Origin of the sequence: Thauera sp., from assembly GCF_035444905.1 — a bacterium.
In the GTDB taxonomy this organism is placed as follows: Bacteria; Pseudomonadota; Gammaproteobacteria; order Burkholderiales; family Rhodocyclaceae; genus Thauera.
The window spans coordinates 56,859-72,977 of the sequence record NZ_DAOMPS010000006.1 but is presented as its reverse complement, the minus strand read 5'-3'; the positions used below and the strand labels follow the sequence as shown (position 1 = coordinate 72,977).

The window sequence follows — 16,119 nt, the reverse complement described above, 5'->3', positions numbered from 1 at the left end:
TCATGCCCGCGGCTCGCGCGGCACGAAGCAGCAGACCTTGCCGGCCGGGTCGAGCTTGACCTGGCAGGCCTGCAACAGCCGCGCGCGCAGGCGCTTGCGGGCGCGCTGGATGCGTGACTTCGCGCCGGGCAGCGACAGCCCCTTGAGCTCGGCAAAATGCGCCTGGGTCATGCCGCCGATGTCGCACAGCTCGATCGACTCCCGATCCTCGGCCGCCAGCTCGGATAACACCCGCGGCAGACAGGCGGAAAGGCGATCAACTTCCTCGACCTCATCCATCGCGGATTCGCTCGCGGCCAGACCTTCCGGCAGCGCGACCGTCTCGCGCTGGCGCCTGAGCTGGTCGGTGACCAGATTGCGCGCGACCTCGAACAGCCAGGCGCGCGGGTTATGCAGCTCGCAAAAGCCGCGGTCCTGGCGCAGCGCGCGCAGGAACAGGTCGTGCAACAGATCCTCGGCGGCGACACCGGCCGGCGCGCGATGACGCAGAAAGCCGAGCAACTGAGCTTCGCAGGCGCTCCAGGCGGCAAGCAGGCAGGGGCGAGTCATGCCGCACTCTTCTCCTGCTCGCGTCGAAGGGAGCGAAGCTCGCGGCGCGCATTCAGCCACTCGTCCTTCATAGGGCCGCCTGATTCACCCGCGCCGACAGCTCGGCCGCGCTCTCCTTGCGCTCGCTGTAGCGATCCACCAGATAGGGGGCGATGTCGCGGGTGAGCAGGGTGAACTTCACCAGCTCCTCCATCACATCGACGATGCGATCGTAGTAGGCCGAGGGCTTCATGCGGTCGTTGTCGTCGAACTCGAGGAAGGCCTTCGCCACCGAGGACTGGTTGGGAATCGTCAGCATGCGCATCCAGCGCCCGAGCACGCGCATCTGGTTGACCGCGTTGAAGGACTGCGAACCGCCGCACACCTGCATCACCGCCAGCGTCTTGCCCTGGGTCGGGCGTAGCGCGCCGACCGACAGCGGAATCCAGTCGATCTGCGTCTTCATGATGCCGGTCATCGCGCCGTGACGCTCGGGCGAGCACCACACCATGCCTTCGGCCCACTGCGTGAGCTCACGCAGCTCGACCACCTTGGGATGGGTGTCGGGCGCGTCGTCGGGCAGCGGCAGGCCGCTCGGGTTGAAGATCCGCGTCTCGGCGCCCATGGCGCGCAGCAGGCGCGCGGCCTCCTCCGTCGCCAGGCGGCTGAAGGAGCGCGCACGCAGCGAGCCGTAGAGCAACGCGATGCGTGGCGCATGGGTGGATGGATGCGCCGCGCGCAACTGCGCGGGATCGGGCACGCGGAACAGCGCAGCGTCAATGTTGGGCAGATCGGGCATGGATAGGCAGGGCTGCGACTCAGACACGGCGCCCCTCCACGTCGACCACCTGCTCGCCATCCTCCTTGGAGAAGGCGCCGCGCTGCGGCTGAGGCAGGATGTCGAGGACCACTTCCGAAGGCCTGCACAACCGGGTGCCGAGCGGGGTGACCACGATCGGGCGGTTGATCAGGATGGGGTGGGCCAGCATCGCGTCGATCAGTTCCGCGTCGGTCTTCGTCGGGTCGGCAAGACCCAGTTCGGCAAAGAGTGCCTCCTTCGCACGCATGATGCCCCGCACGCCCAACCCAGCGGCGGCGATCAGTTCGACCAGTCTGTCGCGGCTGGGCGGGGTCTTTAGGTATTCGATGACGATCGGCTCCTCACCGCTGTTGCGGATCATCGCCAGCGTGTTGCGCGAAGTGCCGCAACGCGGGTTGTGGTAGATGGTGATGTCGCTCATCAGCGCGTTTCCCCTTTGATGACGGCCGGCTGCGCCGGGACGGCGGCGGGCGTGAACCAGTGTTGCGTGCGATTGACGACGGCGACCAGCGACAACATCACCGGCACCTCGACCAGCACGCCGACCACGGTCGCCAGCGCCGCCCCCGAATTGAGCCCGAACAGCGAGATCGCCACCGCCACCGCCAGCTCGAAGAAGTTCGAGGTGCCGATCAGGCAGGCCGGGCCGGCGACATTGTGCGGCAGCTTCATCGCCTTCGCGGCGACATAGGCGATGAGGAAGATGCCGTAGGTCTGCAGCATCAACGGCACCGCGATCATCGCGATCACCAGCGGCTTGTCGATGATGGTGTTGGCCTGGAAGCCGAACAGCAGCACCACGGTGGCGATCAGGCCGACGATGGACCAGGGCTTGAGGCGCGCGACGAGTTCCGCAACCGCGGTCGGCGAGCGCCGCTCCAGCGTGTGGCGTGTTGCCATGCCGGCGGCGAGCGGCAGCACCACGTAGAGCACGGTCGACAGCAGCAGCGTCTCCCACGGCACGGTGATGTTGGTCACCCCAAGCAGGAAGGCGGCGATCGGCGCGAAGGCGAAGATCATGATGATGTCGTTCACCGACACCTGCACCAGGGTGTAGTTGGCGTCGCCCCTCACCAGCTGGCTCCACACGAAGACCATCGCGGTGCATGGCGCCACGCCGAGCAGGATCATGCCGGCGATGTACTCGCTGGCCGATTGCGGATCGACCCAGGGCGCGAACAGATGGTGGAAGAACAGCACGCCGAGCGCCGCCATCGTGAAGGGCTTGATCAGCCAGTTGATGACCAGAGTCAGGATCAGCCCGCGCGGCTTGCGGCCGACGTCCCTCACCGCATGCCAGTCGATCTGGATCATCATCGGGTAGATCATCACCCAGATGAACACGGCCACCACCAGATTCACGTGCGCGAACTCGATCGCGGCGACGCCCTGGAAGAAGCCCGGCATGACGAGGCCGAGGCCGACGCCGGCGAGGATGCCCAAGCCGACCCAGACGGTAAGATAACGTTCGAACAAACCCATTTCAGGTCTCGTGGCGCCCGAGGGCGCATGATGGTTGAAGAAGGCGCAGTGGCCGGGTACGCAGGCTCAGCACTTGAGCCCGTCGCCACACGCCGCGCCACGTGTCTCCTCGCAGCGCTCCGGCACGCCGTCACAGCATTCCGCGGTCAGATATCCGATCAGCTCGCGCATCAAGGGCAGGTTGGCGCGGTAGCGCTGGAAGCGCCCCTCCTGCTCCACCGACACCAGCCCGGCGTGAGTCAGCGTCTTCAGGTGGAACGAGGTATTGGTCGGCGGCAGATCCAGCGCCGCCGCGATCTCGCCGGCAACCAGGCCCGTCGGCCCCTTTCGCACCAGCAGGCGATAGACGTCCAGCCGGATGCCCGAGGACAGCGATTCGAAGACGGCGAGTGCGGCAGTTTTTTCCATGGTGGTTCTCGTGATCGTTCGCGGCAACCGCCGAGCGGCGGCGGCCATCACCGGGGCGGCCACGATCACGCGCCTGGCGCCGCGGTCGAGATGGCCCTGCAGGGTCTCGGGGCTCAGGAACTTGCCGGTTCATTCCAGGACCACGTCCACGCCCAGCTCGCCCCAGGGATCTCGGCCGCCGCGCCGCCCTTCAGTTCGTTGAGGTGCCCCCCTTCCAGCCGGTTGCCGGCACGCGGATCGGCCGTCTGCCGCTCTGCCGCGCCCATCGCCGCGCGCAAGGCCAGACGGCCGATACGGCCCATGCCATTGATGCCAACCCTCGTACGATCCTCAAATCACGCAATATTTTTAGCAATCTTGAAACGTTGCAAAGCATAGTGAAACGGCCGCCCATAATCAAACGCAGAGCAGACAATCGATTGTTGCCCTCGTACTGCGCCTCGGCACTTGGCTCGGGGTCATCAACGCCTTGCGCCACCTGGCGCCGCATGGCCTACACTGACGAAAAGACCATGCTTCATCCCTGACGCTGACTGAATCGATCTGACCCATTTTACTGAGGAGACGAAGATGGAAATGATCAAGCAGATTCTCAACAACTACAGTGACACCCTGCCGACCGACAGCAAGACTGCGGCCGCAATCGCACGCGGCGCGGCGCCGGAAGAGATCGCCGCCAGCGCCAACGCAGAGGGCTTGCACGCACTGGCCGGCGCCCTCTTCGAGGCCCTCGAAGAGCAAAATGCCACCGGCTCAGTGGGCGAATCGGACAACAGCGTGCTCGGCGCGCTCGATTCGCGCCTGCGCGAGTTCCGCAGCCAGCTTCCCGCTGACAGCGAAACGGCGCGCGCCATCGACCGCGGCGCCCCTCTGGAGGAAATCTCCGAGGCCGCTCAGGCCGAGGGGCTCACCTCGCTGGCTGCCATGCTGATGGAAGCCGAGCAGGAGCAAGCAAGAGAGTGAATCGCAGCGCATGATGCAAAAGCACGGGTCTTGCGCTCGTGCTTCTTTTTCCCCGCTTTCATCAGCATATCCACACTTACTTCCGTACTTGCTTACCCTCTTGCGCACTCATGACGACACTCGCCCGACTAGTCGCCAGCCTCGCACTCAGCGCCGCATTCATCGCACCCGCATTGGCCAGCGACAGCTTCCGCCTTGATCGGCGGGAAGTTGCCGCTGGCGTCCATGCGCTCATCGGCCCCACCGGCGCGCGCACCTACGACAACCATGGCCTCAACGCCAACTTTGGCGTCATCGACACCGCCGAGGGCGCAGTGCTGATCGACAGTGGCGCCTCGACGCTGGGCGCGCAGTTGCTGGAAGCCGAGGCCACGCGGCTCGCCGGGAAGCCCGTGCGCTGGGTCATCAACACCGGCGCGCAGGATCACCGCTGGCTGGGCAATGGCTACTTCCGCGGCAACGTCAGCCGTGCCTACCTGCGCTTCGAATCCGCCCAGTGAGCATCGCGTGACGACCCACGGCGAAGTACACGCGCTCAACATCGGTGCAGAGGGCGGCGCCCTCGCAATCGCCGAGGCACTCAACCGCGGCTGCGATTGCCGCAGCCTCGACCCCGAGCGCCTGCGCCAGCAACTCGAAGCCGAACCGGCCCTGCTCGGCCTGGCGGCCGAGATCCAGCGCAGTCGCCCGCACCTGTTCTCGGCCACTGCGGTATTCATCGCGCCCGAGACCCTGCGGGCCATGGCAGATACCGTCGCCGCGGTGGAAACGGTCATCGCCCTGCCCGCCTACCAGGCCGAGGTGCTCGCGCGCGCGCCGGCAATCGCCCGATTCGACCCGGGGCCCAAAGGCGTGTTCATGGGTTTCGACTTTCATGTCGGCGACCGCGGCCCACAGCTCATCGAGATCAACACCAACGCGGGCGGCGCCCTGCTCAATCGCGCGCTAGCCCGCGCGCAACAGGCCTGCTGCGCGCAAATCGTGCCGCATCTTCGACCCACGGCCGATCTCGACGCGCTCGGCCGGCGCTGGCTGGAGAGCTTCTTCCAAGAATGGACGCTGCAAGGCCGCAGCGGCCAGCCCCAGCGCATCGCGATCGTCGACGAGGCGCCCGAACAGCAATACCTCCATCCCGAATTCCTGCTGTTCCAGCACCTGTACCGCAGCGCCGGCATCGACGCCGTCATCTGCGACCCTGACGAACTCGCCTTCGACGATGGCGCGCTGACGCACATGGGCCGGCCGGTCGATCTCGTCTATAACCGTCTGACCGACTTCTATCTGCAGTCTCCCAACTCGGCCGCCCTACGTGCCGCCTACGAGAAGGGCGCGGTCGTGCTCACGCCCCACCCGCACGCCCATGCGCTTTACGCGGACAAGCGCAACCTCGCGCTACTGAGCGACCCGGCGCGGCTCGCCGCCCTCGGCGTTCCGCAATCCGTGGTCGAGCGGCTCGTTGCCGGCATTCCGCGCACGGTCGAGGTCACGCCCGAGCAGGCAGAAGCCTTGTGGGCCGCGCGACGCAGCCTGTTCTTCAAGCCCGCCAGCGGCTTCGGCAGCCGCGCGGCGTATCGGGGCGACAAGCTCACTCAGCGCGTGTGGCAGAGCATCCTCGGCGGTAGCTATGTCGCCCAGAGCCTGGCCCTGCCCTCGGAGCGCCGGGTGCGCATCGACGGCGCAGGCAATGACCTCAAGCTCGACATTCGCGCCTACGCGTATGCAGGCGAGATCCAGCTCACCGCCGCGCGCCTGTACATGGGCCAGACGACGAATTTCCGCACCCCGGGCGGCGGCTTTGCGCCGGTATTCCTGGCCAGCGGCGAGGAAGTTACGCGCGCCATCGCGGCACCCGGTGTGCTGGGTTAGCACAGGCCGCCTGGTCCCGCGCGGCAAACGCTTCAAGGGCGGCTGCATCTTTTTCGGGGACCATGCGTCTTCATGCGCAAGAGGCCGGGAAATGGACACCCTTCCCGTCCTCATGATGAGCGTGGTGGTGCTGTCGTTGCCCGAGATGATCAACCAGCGCAAGGCGCTCAAGGCGAAGCTGATCGCGATCCCCCTTTCCATCGTCGCCACCGGGATCATCCTGGTCGGCTACATTTTCAACATGACTCTGTGAGGAGAACCACCATGAAAGACGTCAAGGTACTGGGCACCGGCTGCGCCAACTGCAGGAACACCATCAAGCTGATCGAGGAGGTCGCCGCTGCCAAGGGCGAGCAGATCGCGATCGAGAAGGTCGAGGACATCCGGAAGATCATGACCTACGGCGTCATGGCGACGCCGGGCGTGGTCATCGATGGCACCGTGGTCCATGCCGGCGGCGTGCCCGCGCGCAACAAGGTCGAGGGCTGGTTCTGAGCATGGCGAAGCTCGAGTTCAAGGTCGGCACGCGGCGCATCGATGCGCGGATCCGGCCAGCACCCGAGCGAGGAAGGTGACCCATTGCCCGGCAGTGAGTCCGACCGATCATGCCGAACGCGATCGCGCCCGCAAGCGAAGCCATCACCCTGAAACGATCTTGATGAGGAGCACATCATGTTCTCGACCGCACTGGTGGCGCTCGACCTCAGCCCGGCCGAGCGTCCGATCATCGACTGTGTGCCCGCTCTCGCCGGCTGGGGCGTAAGGCGTGCAGTGCTGTGCCACGTGGTTCGCGTGGGCTACGCGCAGGGCGGCGACCTCGCCAAGGCGCAGGATTACAGCGACTGGCTGGAAAAATGCGCTGCACCCGTGCGCGACGCCGGGATGGACGTCGCGGTCGAGATCCGCTCGGGTGGCGTGATCGAGGACGAGATCCTCGCCGCGGCGGCGCAGGCGCAGGCCGATCTGATCGTCGTCGGCTCGCGCGGACGCAACGTCGTCGCCCGCATGTTCCTCGGCAGCGTCGCCCGCGCCCTGCTGCACAAGGCCACGACGCCCGTGCTGATGGAATGGGTCGAGCCTACCGCGGCGGCAACCCAATCGAACTGCGAGGCCGTGTGCACGGATACGCTGCGTCACATTGTGGTAGCCACGGACTTCTCCGTGGATGCGGCAGCGGCGGAACACGCAGCCATCCGGCTCGCATCGCAGGCGCAGCGCATCGACGCGCTTCACGTGGCCCCCAGTGCCGACTCGACCGTCTGGCGACTGTCGCCCGAAGCGACGCAAGCAGCGCTCGCCGGGCTCGCCGCGCGGATTCGTGAGGCAGGAGGAACAGGCGGAACGGTCATTCTTGAAGGCGTGGCGTCAGAGGAGATCGCGCGCTACGCAACGACGCATGACGTTTCGCTGATCGTCGTGGGCAAGCACGGACGCGGCCGGCTCAGCGACAAGCTCATCGGCAGTACCGCAGCGCGGGTGTGCGAGATTGCGGGCCGACCGGTGCTGATGGTGCCCTGAATGAGAAGGTGAAAGCCGCTCATCAAGACAGGCTCTGGCTCGCCATCGAAGCGGCCGACGCCGCGGTCACCAACAACGCGTGCCGCGTGCGGGACGGGAGCAACGCATCAGCGGAAACCGACGCACGCTCAAGGCGTGATGATTCGCTTTGCCAGGGCCCTCCCGGCAATCGTCAGGTATGCGCCCCCTCGACCCACATGCCGAACAGCATCCCGCACAGCGTCGCCATCACCACCACCAGCGCCACTAGAGTCAGGGTCTTCTTCGTACCCAGCACGCTGCGGATGACCAGCATGTTCGGCAGCGACAAGGCCGGCCCGGCCAGCAGCAGCGCCAGCGCTGGCCCCTCGCCCATGCCGCTGCCGATCAGGCCCTGCACGATCGGCACTTCGGTGAGGGTGGCGAAGTACATGAAGGCGCCGGCAAACGCCGCGAAGAAGTTCGCAGCCAGCGAGTTGCCCCCCACCGCCGACGCCACCCACTCGGAGGGAATGAGCCCTTCCTCGCCAGGACGCCCGAGCAACGCGCCGGCGATCAGCACACCGATGAGCAGCAGCGGCAGGATCTTCTTGGCATAATCCCAGGACGAGGCGAACCAGGTCGCGCCCTCGCCCTTGTCGGTGCTGGTGATCCACGACAGGCCGATGACGAGCAAGGAAAAGGGCACGAGCGGCTGCTCGCCGAACAGCACCGCCGCCGCCACCCCTGCCGCTGAAACCAGCAGCACGCGTGTGCGCGACATCTTCATCCAGCTCATCAGGATCGCGGCGAGCGCGAGGCCGAAGAAGCCGGTGATCCACCACTTGGCGAGGTAGATCGCATGCCAGGCGCCCTCTTCCGTGCCCGACGGCGCCCAGTTGGCAAAGACCAGGATCGCGACCAGCACGCCGAAGAACGCCGCGTTCTGCCACAGCGGCCGACTCGGTTCGTCGTCCGGCATCACGATCTTGTTGTTGAGTTTCTCGAGCTCCTCCTTGCGGAACAGAAAGGCCATCATCAGGCCGATCAGCACGCTGAACACAATGGCGCCGACGCCGCGCGCGACGCCCAGCTCCGGCCCCAGGATGCGGGCGGTGAGGATGATCGCCAGGACGTTGATCGCCGGCCCGGAGTACAGGAAAGCGATCGCCGGCCCGAGGCCTGCGCCCATGCGGTAGATGCCGGCGAAGAGCGGCAGCACCGTGCACGAACACACGGCCAGGATCGTCCCCGAGACCGACGCCACGCCATAGGCCATGCCCTTGGGCGCGGTCGGGCCGAGGTATTTCATCACCGCAGCCTGGCTGACGAAGACCGCGATCGCACCGGCGATGAAGAAGGCCGGGATCAGGCACAGCAGCACATGCTCTTCCGCGTACCAGCGCACCAGGTAGAGTGCTTCCCAGAAGGCGCTATGCAGCCGGTCCCAGCCTTGCAGCGCCTCGACCGGTAGGTAGAAGCAGGCGATGAACACGCCCACGATCAGCGTCAGCGGTTTCCACTCGCTGCGCCAGAAGCTGTTTCCGTCCATGGGACACCCCTCACATCGCGAGCTCAATCATGCCGTTTGCTACTTCTGACAATGAAGACGCGCCAGAGGCAAAAAGGATGCACGCTCCCGTAGGCGGGCAACCTCGCATCGGGCGATGCCAAGGTTTCACGAATGCGTAACGAACCGGCCCTAAGCTCCGACGCCTAGCTGGCGGCCGAGAAGTAGGGCGCCTCGACCAGGGCGCACAGCCTTGGCAGACACCCCTGCCCCCCGGACGGCGTCAGCGCCGGCGGGGGCTTGCGCGTTCAAGCTTCGCCGCGCCCGGCCGGGCGCGGGCGGGCGCGCTCAAGGCGCGCAACACGCCCAACCGACTCAGTCCCCCGTGCCAACCTTCAGCTCGCTCCGCCGCCGCGCCTCTGGCGGGATCAGGCTGACCATCCCCATCGCTTCGTCACGATCCTCGATCGGAATCGCCAGGTGATCCACCGGCAGACCGTCGGCGAGCAGCTTTTCGCGAATCACCGCACGGTCGCTTGCATCCAGCCTGCGTCCGGCAAAGTGCGAGCGCAGCCGCGCAATCTCGGGATCGACCCCAGGCTGGGCAGGATCGGCCACCTGCGCCGAACTCGCGACTTCCGCAGCGACCACCGCCTCCAGCAGGCGGGCGAGCGCCGCATAGGGGTCGGCACCGAGGGCGAAACGGTCCACGGCGGCATCGAGGTCGCGGCGCAAGGCGGTCGCCCAGCGCGCCACGAAGGCCTGCATGAACTCATCGCCGCGCATCGGCAGGGGCTGGCCCTCCGCCTCGGCAGCGTACAACCAGGCGAGGAACTCGAGCTGCACGCTGATGTGATCGGGCAGATCGCGCAGGTCGCCGTGCTTCTCCAGGCCACAGCGTGCGTAGCAGGTCTCCATCGCGCGGACGCTACCGCCGCCTACTGCACCGTCGATGTAGGCGCCGGTGTTGAGGCTGGGATGCGTGTCGCCGGGCATCAGGAACAAACGGGCGTAGCGCACCTTCAGCGCCTGGAGGCGGTCGACGCTTCGCATCGCTGCGCGAAAGGCACGCAAGGACGCCTGACAGGCCTCGCCTTGAAGCAAGCCCAATTCGGCCAGTTCATCGGCCAGGAAATCGCGCAAGGCTTCGAACTGGGCCGGGCTCTCCGGAATGGTGAACGCCCGCGCCAGACACAGATACCAGCTCGCCTTGTCGATCAGGGTCTGTTGGTCGGTCGGTGGGCACACGGTGGTGGTCATGCGGGAACTCCTGTCGTGGGGGCGGCCCAGCCGCCGCGAACGGCGCCGGGCCGCGTGCTACCTGCCTGCCTCAGCGCTCTTCACCGAGACGGAACTGACGCTCGCCGAAGGCATTCACCGCGTTCGACAGGAAGATCGCCACCAGCAGCAACATCCATTCCGTCATCGACGGCGTATAGGACAGCAGCGGCGGCGCCCACGAACCCTTGAACAGCGGCACCAGTTGCCCGCCGATGATGTACTCGTAGCGTGAGATCAATAGCGCATTCATCACCAGCAGCGCGGCCAGGATCTGCATCGGACCCGAGCGCCGGGTGCCCGCCATCAGCATCAGCACCAGCGGTAGCAGCAGGCCGACGAAGATCTCGATCAGGAACAGGGGCGAGCCGACGATGTGATGCCACACCTGCAGCCCCTCCGCGTTGCCGTACAGACCGGTCGTCATCCGTCCCAGCACGAAGACCAGGTGGATGAAGATCGCCAGCGCGAAGAGGCCCGGCAGCTTGCCGTCGAAGAGCTTGCGCACGCCCTGCGGCAGGCGCTCGGCCGAGAAGCCGTAGGCCATGTAGGTGAAGAAGAACACGAAGGCCAGCCCCCCGAGCAGCGACTCGAAGATGAAGGCGGCCGGGATGTCACCCGAGGCCCAGAACGGCCGGAAGCTCTGCGAGCCATACACCACGCCCGCAATCGCCGTCACCGCCGCGGCCAGCACCAGCGTGACGATCGCGCTGCCGCGCACGCTGCTGCCATCGGCCTTGATCAGCTTGGCCAGCAGCAGGAGCAGCGAGATCACGTACAGGCTCACGCAGATCACCTTCCAGTACAGCGGCGAGCTGAAGGCGAAGCTGGTTGGGATCGCCCACAGCGCCCGCAGCGGATGACCGAGCTCCATCATCAGCACTGCGACCCCACCCGCCAGACCGGCCAGCGCGAGCCAGATCGCGCGCTTGACCAGCGGCCGGAACTCCTCGCCGCCGTAGAGCAAGGCGAGCGTGGCGACCATGGCCAGGCCGGTCGAGGTGAGCAGGAAGTAGTCGTAGATGACGATCGGAAAACCCCAGTAGAGGCCGTAGTTGTTGGTGTTGAAGGCGGCATGGCCCTGGCTCGTCAACTGGCTGATGGCGATGCCGAGCGTCACCACCAGGCCCACCACCGCCACCAGCAGCACGGGCGTCGGTTTTTGCATGCTTGCAGTTGTCATGATCGTCTCCTCAGGCCTTGTGCTTGTTCATCGCGCGCAGCGAGGGCACCGAGGCTGCAGCCCCGCCGGACAGGTAGTACACCTGCGGCTTGTTGCCGGTCTCATCCTTCAGGCGCACCCCCGCCTTGTCCGCGATGAGCTTGTTCACATAGCTCCCGGGGTGGTCGAGGTCGCCGAAGAAGCGTGCCTTGGGCGCACACACGCGCACGCAGGCCGGCACATGTTCCTTGAGCTCCGGGATGTCCTCGTCCAGGTCCGCCACCCCGGCCGGCGCCGTGCTGACCTTGTGGTGGCAGAAGGTGCATTTCGACACCACGCCGTGCGGCTGGATGCCGATGCCACGGCTCGGGTCGTCCTGCGGCCCCTTGTACGGCGGGTCCCACTGGCGACCGGCCGTGCTCGGGAACACGTCACGGATGTCCGGCTCGATCGCGGCCTTCTCGTCGGTGAAGAAGCGCACCCCGTAGGGACAGGCGACCTGGCAATACTTGCAGCCGATGCATTTATTCCAGTCGATCAGCACGAAACCGCCATCCTTCTCCTTGAAGGTGGCCTTGGTCGGACAGACCGACACACAGGAAGGGTTCTCGCAGTGCATGCACGGCCGCGGGAACCACGTGAGCTTGACGTTCGGATAAGTGCCCTCGTGATAGAACAGCACGTCCTGCCAGTTCTCGGCGGGTAGGCGGTTGTTCTCCATCGCGCAGGCGGTCGTGCACGCCTGGCACCCGGTGCACTTGTCCAGGTCGATGACCATGCCCCATTTAGCCATTGTTCGCTCTCCTCTTTATCCTGTTCAGGCGCGCTCGATGCTGACCTTGGTGGTGTAGTAGCTGCACTGGCCGGTGATGCGGTCGGACTGATTGACCGTGATCTCGCCGCAGTGCCCCGGGCCACGGCCCTTGGCCCAGCGCCCGTGCGCCCAGTGGCCGTGTTCCATCGGGAACACCAGCGTGTCGGGGCGCACGCCCTCGAAGTATCTGCAGTAGCCCTCGATCGCGCCGAGCTCGGACTTGATGCGCACCTTGGCGCCATCGGGGATGCCCTTGGCCTGTGCCGTCTTGGGGTTGATCTCGATGTACACCTCCTTGCGCCCGCCCATCACCGGCTGCAGATTGGCGATCGCCACCGGGATGTTGGCGCCACGACCTTCGGCGTGTAGCGCCACCTTGGGCGTGACCATGTACATGTCGCCGCCACCAGGGTGCCTGGGCTCTTCCCAGTGCGGGAACATCAGCTTGGCGCGGTCGCGCCCAGTCCGGGAGGCAATCCAGTCGGCCTTGGCCTCCAGCCAGCCCGAGCGGATCTCGTACTTGCCGGATGGGGTCTTGAACAGCTTGGCCTTGACCTCGTCCTCGGACAGCAAGGTGTTGTAGCCACGGCCGTCCCACTCGTAGAACTCGCCGTCGATCTGCCGCCACAGGTAGCGCTTCTTGTACCAGACGCCCTTCTCGACCCAGCTCTCGAAGCTGTTCACACCGTTATCGCCCGGGTCCTTCTCGAAGCCCTTGGCCAGGTGGCGGATGACGTTCTCGCTGCTGTCGAGAGCCTTGTAGTAATCGCCCATCGGCCCCTTCATGCGTTTGCCGATCTCGATCAGGGTGTCGCCGTAGTACCTGGTGTCGTACAGCGGCTTGATCGCAGGCACGCGCAGCTGCGCCAGGGGCCAGCCCTGGAAGGGATAGGTCGGCGCGTCCTGCAGGCGCTCGAGGTAGGTGTGGTCGGGCAGGATCAGGTCGGCGAACATCGCCGTCTCGCCCGGGAAGGGCGAGGTGTCGATGACGAACACCTCCTTCAGCGCCTCCTCCCAGACGTGACCGTTAGGTGCAGTCCAGATCGGGTTGGTGAGGTAGAACATCACCGTGTCGAGCTTGTAGGGCTTGCCCGCGAGCGAGTTGGGCCCCACCTCCTGCAACATGTTGTTGGCGAGCAGATAGCCGTCCTCGTGGCCCTTGAGGTCGATGCGGGGCTGGTCCTTCCAGGCGCCGTTGTTCGCCCAGTCGTCCATGAAGTCGGCCTCATTGACCGGCATCGGCCCGTACGACGGCCCCATCTGGTACATCAACCCGCCCTTGGCGTAGAAGGAGCCGACCAGGGCATTCAGCGTATGGATCGCCATGCCGTTGAGCACGCCGTTGGAATGAGCGTGGGCGCCGCGCTCGAACATCGCGATCGCCGGACGGGTCGAGCCGAACTCGCGCGCCGTGGCCAGAATGTCGCGCTCGAAGATGGTGGTGATCTGCGCAGCCCATTTCGGCGTGCGATCCTTTAGTTCGATGTTCCACCATTCCACCAGGCCCTTGACCCACTTCTCCTCGAAGCTGTCGGGATCGACCGTCTCGCCGGTCCTGAAGCGGTTGTCGCCGTCCTTGAAATCGCCGACGAAGGACCGTTCCCACAGCCCCTCGGTGAGGATCACGTGGGCAATCGCGAGCGCCAGCGCACCATCGGTGCCCGGCTTGATCAGCAGCGCGCGGTCGGAACCGGCCAGTGTCGTGTTCATGTGCACATCGACGGCCGTGATGCGGGTCTTCGGCACCTTCACGCCGCGGATGTAGCCCCACACCTGCATGTTGTTGTTGTACGGACGGAAAGCCTCGAGGAAGCCGACGCCGAACATCAGCAGCATGTTGGCGTTCTTGTAGTCGTAGGCGTTGTAGCCGCCGGTGCCGTCGACCGCCTTCTTCGAGATCACCGAGCCGTCCGAACACATCGACGAGTGCCCGATAGCGACGTTGGGCGAGCCGTAGAGCTTGCCGAAGGTGCCCTGCAAGCCGGCACAGGACGCGCCCCAGCCGCGGCCGTAGCACAGCGCAAAACGATGGGACTCGCCCTTGTCCCGCAAGGTGTTGAGCCGGTCGGCCACCGTCTGCAGCGCCTCGTCCCAGGAGATGGGCACGAAGCCGGGATCCTCGTTGCGCCCTTTCTTGGGATTGGTGCGTTTCATCGGCCCCTTGAAGCGGTCCGGGTCATAGAGGATGTAGGTGCCGAGCGGCCCTTTCGGGCACAGTTTGCCGTTCGAGATCGGGTGGTTGGTGTCGCCATAGATCGCGTGCACCCGCCCGTTGGTGGTGTAGACGTCGATGCCGCAACGCGCCGGGCACTGGTGGCAGATGTTCTTGGTGATCGTGGTTCCGCTGTCTGCCGCCGGCGCACTCTGGGCATGGCTGAGCGTCGTCAGGCCGGGCGCAACACCCGTGCCGGCGCCGATCGCGCCCGCGCCGGCCGCCGTGCCGGTCGCCTGCAGAAAGCGGCGCCGGCTGATAAGGGTCTCAAGCAGTTTCATCGTTCACTCCTCCTCTGAACAGATACGGTTGGCATGCGCGAAGGCTGCGGCGTTCGGGTTGCGCTGTGGACTGTGTGGCGGCTCATGCTGGGCTGCCTGGAAAGCGGGAAAGCGCTGGCGGAACACGTCGCGCACCAGCTCGCGCGAGCGCGCACAGGGCTGGCACGTTGACGCGCCATCGACGGCGGTGAAGCCGCGTCCGCATTCGATGCATTCACGCTGTTCGAAACGCTTCACGGTCTCGACCGCACGCCAGCCCTCGTCCATGCGCTCTTCGAGCACCAGCGCCTGCTCGGGGCAGGTCTTCACGCACAGGCCGCAGTCGATGCAGTCGAGCGCCGAGAAACGCAGTGCCACACCGGCCTGGACCTCTTCCGGGCTCCCGACGGTTTCGCGCCGCAATGCGCCCGTCGGACAGATGGCGGCGCACAGACCGCGGTCGCAGCATGTCGCCTCGACCCGCGCAGCGCGGAACAGGCCGAAAGGCATTGGCAGGCGGCGCGCGCGAGCGAGGCCGATGCACGCCGCAAGCAGTCCGATCCTGGCGCGGGAAGGCCGTGCGGGGTGGCCGGGTGCGATGGCGGCAAGCGCGCCGTACCCCTCGGGCTCGGATACGCCGAGCAGGTGCTGGCCAGCACGACGACCAAGCCGGCCGAGGAAGCCGCGCCGGCCGAGCACCTCAGCCGGCGCGGCGGGGGGCGCGCTGCTCCCAGGCGCGAGCTCGGGGAGGATGTCCTCGACCCGGCGCGGCAGGCAACTCGGCGCAACACCCATGCTTTCGAGCAGGTCACGGGCACGCCCGAGGCTGGCTTGAGCGGCAAAACCATCGACTGCCAAAGCAGTGGCTGGAGAATCGGGGCAGCGCGAGCACAGGCCACGGTCGATCAGCAAGGGCCCCACGCCGATCGCGGCGTTCGCGCTGATCAACCAGTCGGGCTTCAAGCCGCCCAGACAGGGTAGTTGCAGCGTCCCGTCGGCCAGGCGTGAGGCCGGCACGCGCCGGCACTCGACCCGGATCACCCCGTCAGTCTGCCGCGCCATGGGCGCGAGCGCCTTATCCACCGACGGGAAGGCCGGTGCTTCGATCGCCCCCATCGGACAGGCGGGCACACAGCGGCCACAGCCGGTGCACGACTCACCCACACGCGGCCCTGCTTCATCGACGCGGATCGCGCCGTGGGTGCAGGTGTCGGCACACAAGCCGCAACCGGTTGCGCGCAGGTGAAACGGCAGACAGGCTGCCGCATCGATCCGCAACCACGCCGGGGTGGTGGGGGCAGACGGTACGGCATCAGGGAGCAGGTTCGTTTTCATGGCAT

The 16,119-nt window shown here is 66.3% G+C and carries 18 protein-coding genes; 6 read left to right on the top strand and 12 right to left on the bottom strand.

Translation table 11 applies throughout. The features are described 5' to 3' along the window. From PLC66_RS04515 to PLC66_RS04490, 6 genes are all read right to left on the bottom strand, one after another. Positions 1-549 carry a sigma-70 family RNA polymerase sigma factor gene (locus PLC66_RS04515; protein WP_324538052.1) on the bottom strand — a complete coding sequence of 183 codons (549 nt, stop codon included), beginning with the start codon at positions 547-549 and terminating at the stop codon, positions 1-3. A gap of 67 nt (positions 550-616) precedes the next feature. Next, entirely contained in the window at positions 617-1,327 is a 711-nt protein-coding gene (arsH, locus tag PLC66_RS04510) for an arsenical resistance protein ArsH (protein ID WP_324538111.1), read from the bottom strand. Between the two features lie 19 nt (positions 1,328-1,346). After that, positions 1,347-1,769, bottom strand: coding sequence for an arsenate reductase (glutaredoxin) (gene arsC, locus PLC66_RS04505; protein WP_324538051.1), 423 nt, complete (start codon positions 1,767-1,769; stop codon positions 1,347-1,349). After that, positions 1,769-2,830, bottom strand: coding sequence for an ACR3 family arsenite efflux transporter (gene arsB, locus PLC66_RS04500; RefSeq protein WP_324538050.1), 1,062 nt, complete (start codon positions 2,828-2,830; stop codon positions 1,769-1,771). The genes arsC and arsB overlap by 1 nt, the downstream gene beginning before the upstream one ends. A gap of 66 nt (positions 2,831-2,896) precedes the next feature. Beyond that, positions 2,897-3,238 (bottom strand): ArsR/SmtB family transcription factor, encoded by a 342-nt coding sequence (locus PLC66_RS04495; RefSeq protein ID WP_324538049.1) that lies wholly within the window; start codon positions 3,236-3,238, stop codon positions 2,897-2,899. A 113-nt stretch (positions 3,239-3,351) separates the two neighbouring features. Continuing rightward, entirely contained in the window at positions 3,352-3,540 is a 189-nt protein-coding gene (locus PLC66_RS04490) for a hypothetical protein (RefSeq protein ID WP_324538048.1), read from the bottom strand. Between the two features lie 268 nt (positions 3,541-3,808). Between PLC66_RS04490 and PLC66_RS04485 the strand changes: the two genes are divergently transcribed. The 6 genes from PLC66_RS04485 (at position 3,809) to PLC66_RS04460 (ending at position 7,585) form a co-directional block, all read left to right on the top strand. After that, positions 3,809-4,201, top strand: a complete 393-nt coding sequence (locus tag PLC66_RS04485; RefSeq protein WP_324538047.1) for a hypothetical protein — start codon at positions 3,809-3,811, stop codon at positions 4,199-4,201. A gap of 110 nt (positions 4,202-4,311) precedes the next feature. Continuing rightward, on the top strand, positions 4,312-4,701 hold the full coding sequence (locus PLC66_RS04480; RefSeq protein WP_324538046.1) for an MBL fold metallo-hydrolase: 390 nt from the start codon (positions 4,312-4,314) through the stop codon (positions 4,699-4,701). 7 nt (positions 4,702-4,708) lie between these two features. Next, positions 4,709-6,067, top strand: a complete 1,359-nt coding sequence (locus PLC66_RS04475; RefSeq protein ID WP_324538045.1) for a hypothetical protein — start codon at positions 4,709-4,711, stop codon at positions 6,065-6,067. 91 nt (positions 6,068-6,158) lie between these two features. Next, positions 6,159-6,320, top strand: a complete 162-nt coding sequence (locus PLC66_RS04470) for a hypothetical protein (protein WP_324538044.1) — start codon at positions 6,159-6,161, stop codon at positions 6,318-6,320. A gap of 11 nt (positions 6,321-6,331) precedes the next feature. Continuing rightward, positions 6,332-6,562, top strand: a complete 231-nt coding sequence (locus PLC66_RS04465; protein ID WP_324538043.1) for a thioredoxin family protein — start codon at positions 6,332-6,334, stop codon at positions 6,560-6,562. Positions 6,563-6,739: 177 nt separating this feature from the next. Continuing rightward, positions 6,740-7,585 (top strand): universal stress protein, encoded by an 846-nt coding sequence (locus PLC66_RS04460; RefSeq protein ID WP_324538042.1) that lies wholly within the window; start codon positions 6,740-6,742, stop codon positions 7,583-7,585. Between the two features lie 172 nt (positions 7,586-7,757). On the opposite strand, the gene PLC66_RS04455 is transcribed toward PLC66_RS04460, so the two are convergent. From PLC66_RS04455 to PLC66_RS04430, 6 genes are all read right to left on the bottom strand, one after another. Further along, the gene (locus PLC66_RS04455) at positions 7,758-9,095 is read right to left on the bottom strand and encodes a permease (RefSeq protein WP_324538041.1); all 1,338 of its coding nucleotides are present in this window, start codon (positions 9,093-9,095) and stop codon (positions 7,758-7,760) included. Between the two features lie 333 nt (positions 9,096-9,428). Further along, a complete protein-coding gene (locus PLC66_RS04450; RefSeq protein WP_324538040.1) occupies positions 9,429-10,313 on the bottom strand; it encodes a TorD/DmsD family molecular chaperone in 885 nt (294 codons plus the stop codon). A gap of 70 nt (positions 10,314-10,383) precedes the next feature. Continuing rightward, positions 10,384-11,514, bottom strand: a complete 1,131-nt coding sequence (gene nrfD, locus PLC66_RS04445; RefSeq protein ID WP_324538039.1) for an NrfD/PsrC family molybdoenzyme membrane anchor subunit — start codon at positions 11,512-11,514, stop codon at positions 10,384-10,386. A 10-nt stretch (positions 11,515-11,524) separates the two neighbouring features. Beyond that, entirely contained in the window at positions 11,525-12,286 is a 762-nt protein-coding gene (locus PLC66_RS04440) for a 4Fe-4S dicluster domain-containing protein (protein WP_324538038.1), read from the bottom strand. Between the two features lie 24 nt (positions 12,287-12,310). After that, positions 12,311-14,800, bottom strand: coding sequence for a molybdopterin-dependent oxidoreductase (locus tag PLC66_RS04435; RefSeq protein WP_324538037.1), 2,490 nt, complete (start codon positions 14,798-14,800; stop codon positions 12,311-12,313). 3 nt (positions 14,801-14,803) lie between these two features. Then, positions 14,804-16,114 carry a 4Fe-4S binding protein gene (locus PLC66_RS04430; protein ID WP_324538036.1) on the bottom strand — a complete coding sequence of 437 codons (1,311 nt, stop codon included), beginning with the start codon at positions 16,112-16,114 and terminating at the stop codon, positions 14,804-14,806. Between the last annotated feature and the right edge of the window lie 5 nt (positions 16,115-16,119).

What these genes read in the sequence shown, in the direction of transcription:
- PLC66_RS04495 (WP_324538049.1), bottom strand. Translation starts at nt 3,238, where the DNA reads ATGGAAAAAACTGCCGCACTCGCCGTCTTCGAATCGCTGTCCTCGGGC.
- PLC66_RS04465 (WP_324538043.1), top strand. Translation starts at nt 6,332, where the DNA reads ATGAAAGACGTCAAGGTACTGGGCACCGGCTGCGCCAACTGCAGGAAC.
- PLC66_RS04430 (WP_324538036.1), bottom strand. Translation starts at nt 16,114, where the DNA reads ATGAAAACGAACCTGCTCCCTGATGCCGTACCGTCTGCCCCCACCACC.
- PLC66_RS04515 (WP_324538052.1), bottom strand. Translation starts at nt 549, where the DNA reads ATGACTCGCCCCTGCCTGCTTGCCGCCTGGAGCGCCTGCGAAGCTCAG.
- PLC66_RS04490 (WP_324538048.1), bottom strand. Translation starts at nt 3,540, where the DNA reads ATGGGCCGTATCGGCCGTCTGGCCTTGCGCGCGGCGATGGGCGCGGCA.
- PLC66_RS04485 (WP_324538047.1), top strand. Translation starts at nt 3,809, where the DNA reads ATGGAAATGATCAAGCAGATTCTCAACAACTACAGTGACACCCTGCCG.
- PLC66_RS04450 (WP_324538040.1), bottom strand. Translation starts at nt 10,313, where the DNA reads ATGACCACCACCGTGTGCCCACCGACCGACCAACAGACCCTGATCGAC.
- arsC (WP_324538051.1), bottom strand. Translation starts at nt 1,769, where the DNA reads ATGAGCGACATCACCATCTACCACAACCCGCGTTGCGGCACTTCGCGC.
- PLC66_RS04470 (WP_324538044.1), top strand. Translation starts at nt 6,159, where the DNA reads ATGGACACCCTTCCCGTCCTCATGATGAGCGTGGTGGTGCTGTCGTTG.
- PLC66_RS04440 (WP_324538038.1), bottom strand. Translation starts at nt 12,286, where the DNA reads ATGGCTAAATGGGGCATGGTCATCGACCTGGACAAGTGCACCGGGTGC.
- arsH (WP_324538111.1), bottom strand. Translation starts at nt 1,327, where the DNA reads ATGCCCGATCTGCCCAACATTGACGCTGCGCTGTTCCGCGTGCCCGAT.
- PLC66_RS04480 (WP_324538046.1), top strand. Translation starts at nt 4,312, where the DNA reads ATGACGACACTCGCCCGACTAGTCGCCAGCCTCGCACTCAGCGCCGCA.
- PLC66_RS04460 (WP_324538042.1), top strand. Translation starts at nt 6,740, where the DNA reads ATGTTCTCGACCGCACTGGTGGCGCTCGACCTCAGCCCGGCCGAGCGT.
- nrfD (WP_324538039.1), bottom strand. Translation starts at nt 11,514, where the DNA reads ATGACAACTGCAAGCATGCAAAAACCGACGCCCGTGCTGCTGGTGGCG.
- arsB (WP_324538050.1), bottom strand. Translation starts at nt 2,830, where the DNA reads ATGGGTTTGTTCGAACGTTATCTTACCGTCTGGGTCGGCTTGGGCATC.
- PLC66_RS04435 (WP_324538037.1), bottom strand. Translation starts at nt 14,800, where the DNA reads ATGAAACTGCTTGAGACCCTTATCAGCCGGCGCCGCTTTCTGCAGGCG.
- PLC66_RS04455 (WP_324538041.1), bottom strand. Translation starts at nt 9,095, where the DNA reads ATGGACGGAAACAGCTTCTGGCGCAGCGAGTGGAAACCGCTGACGCTG.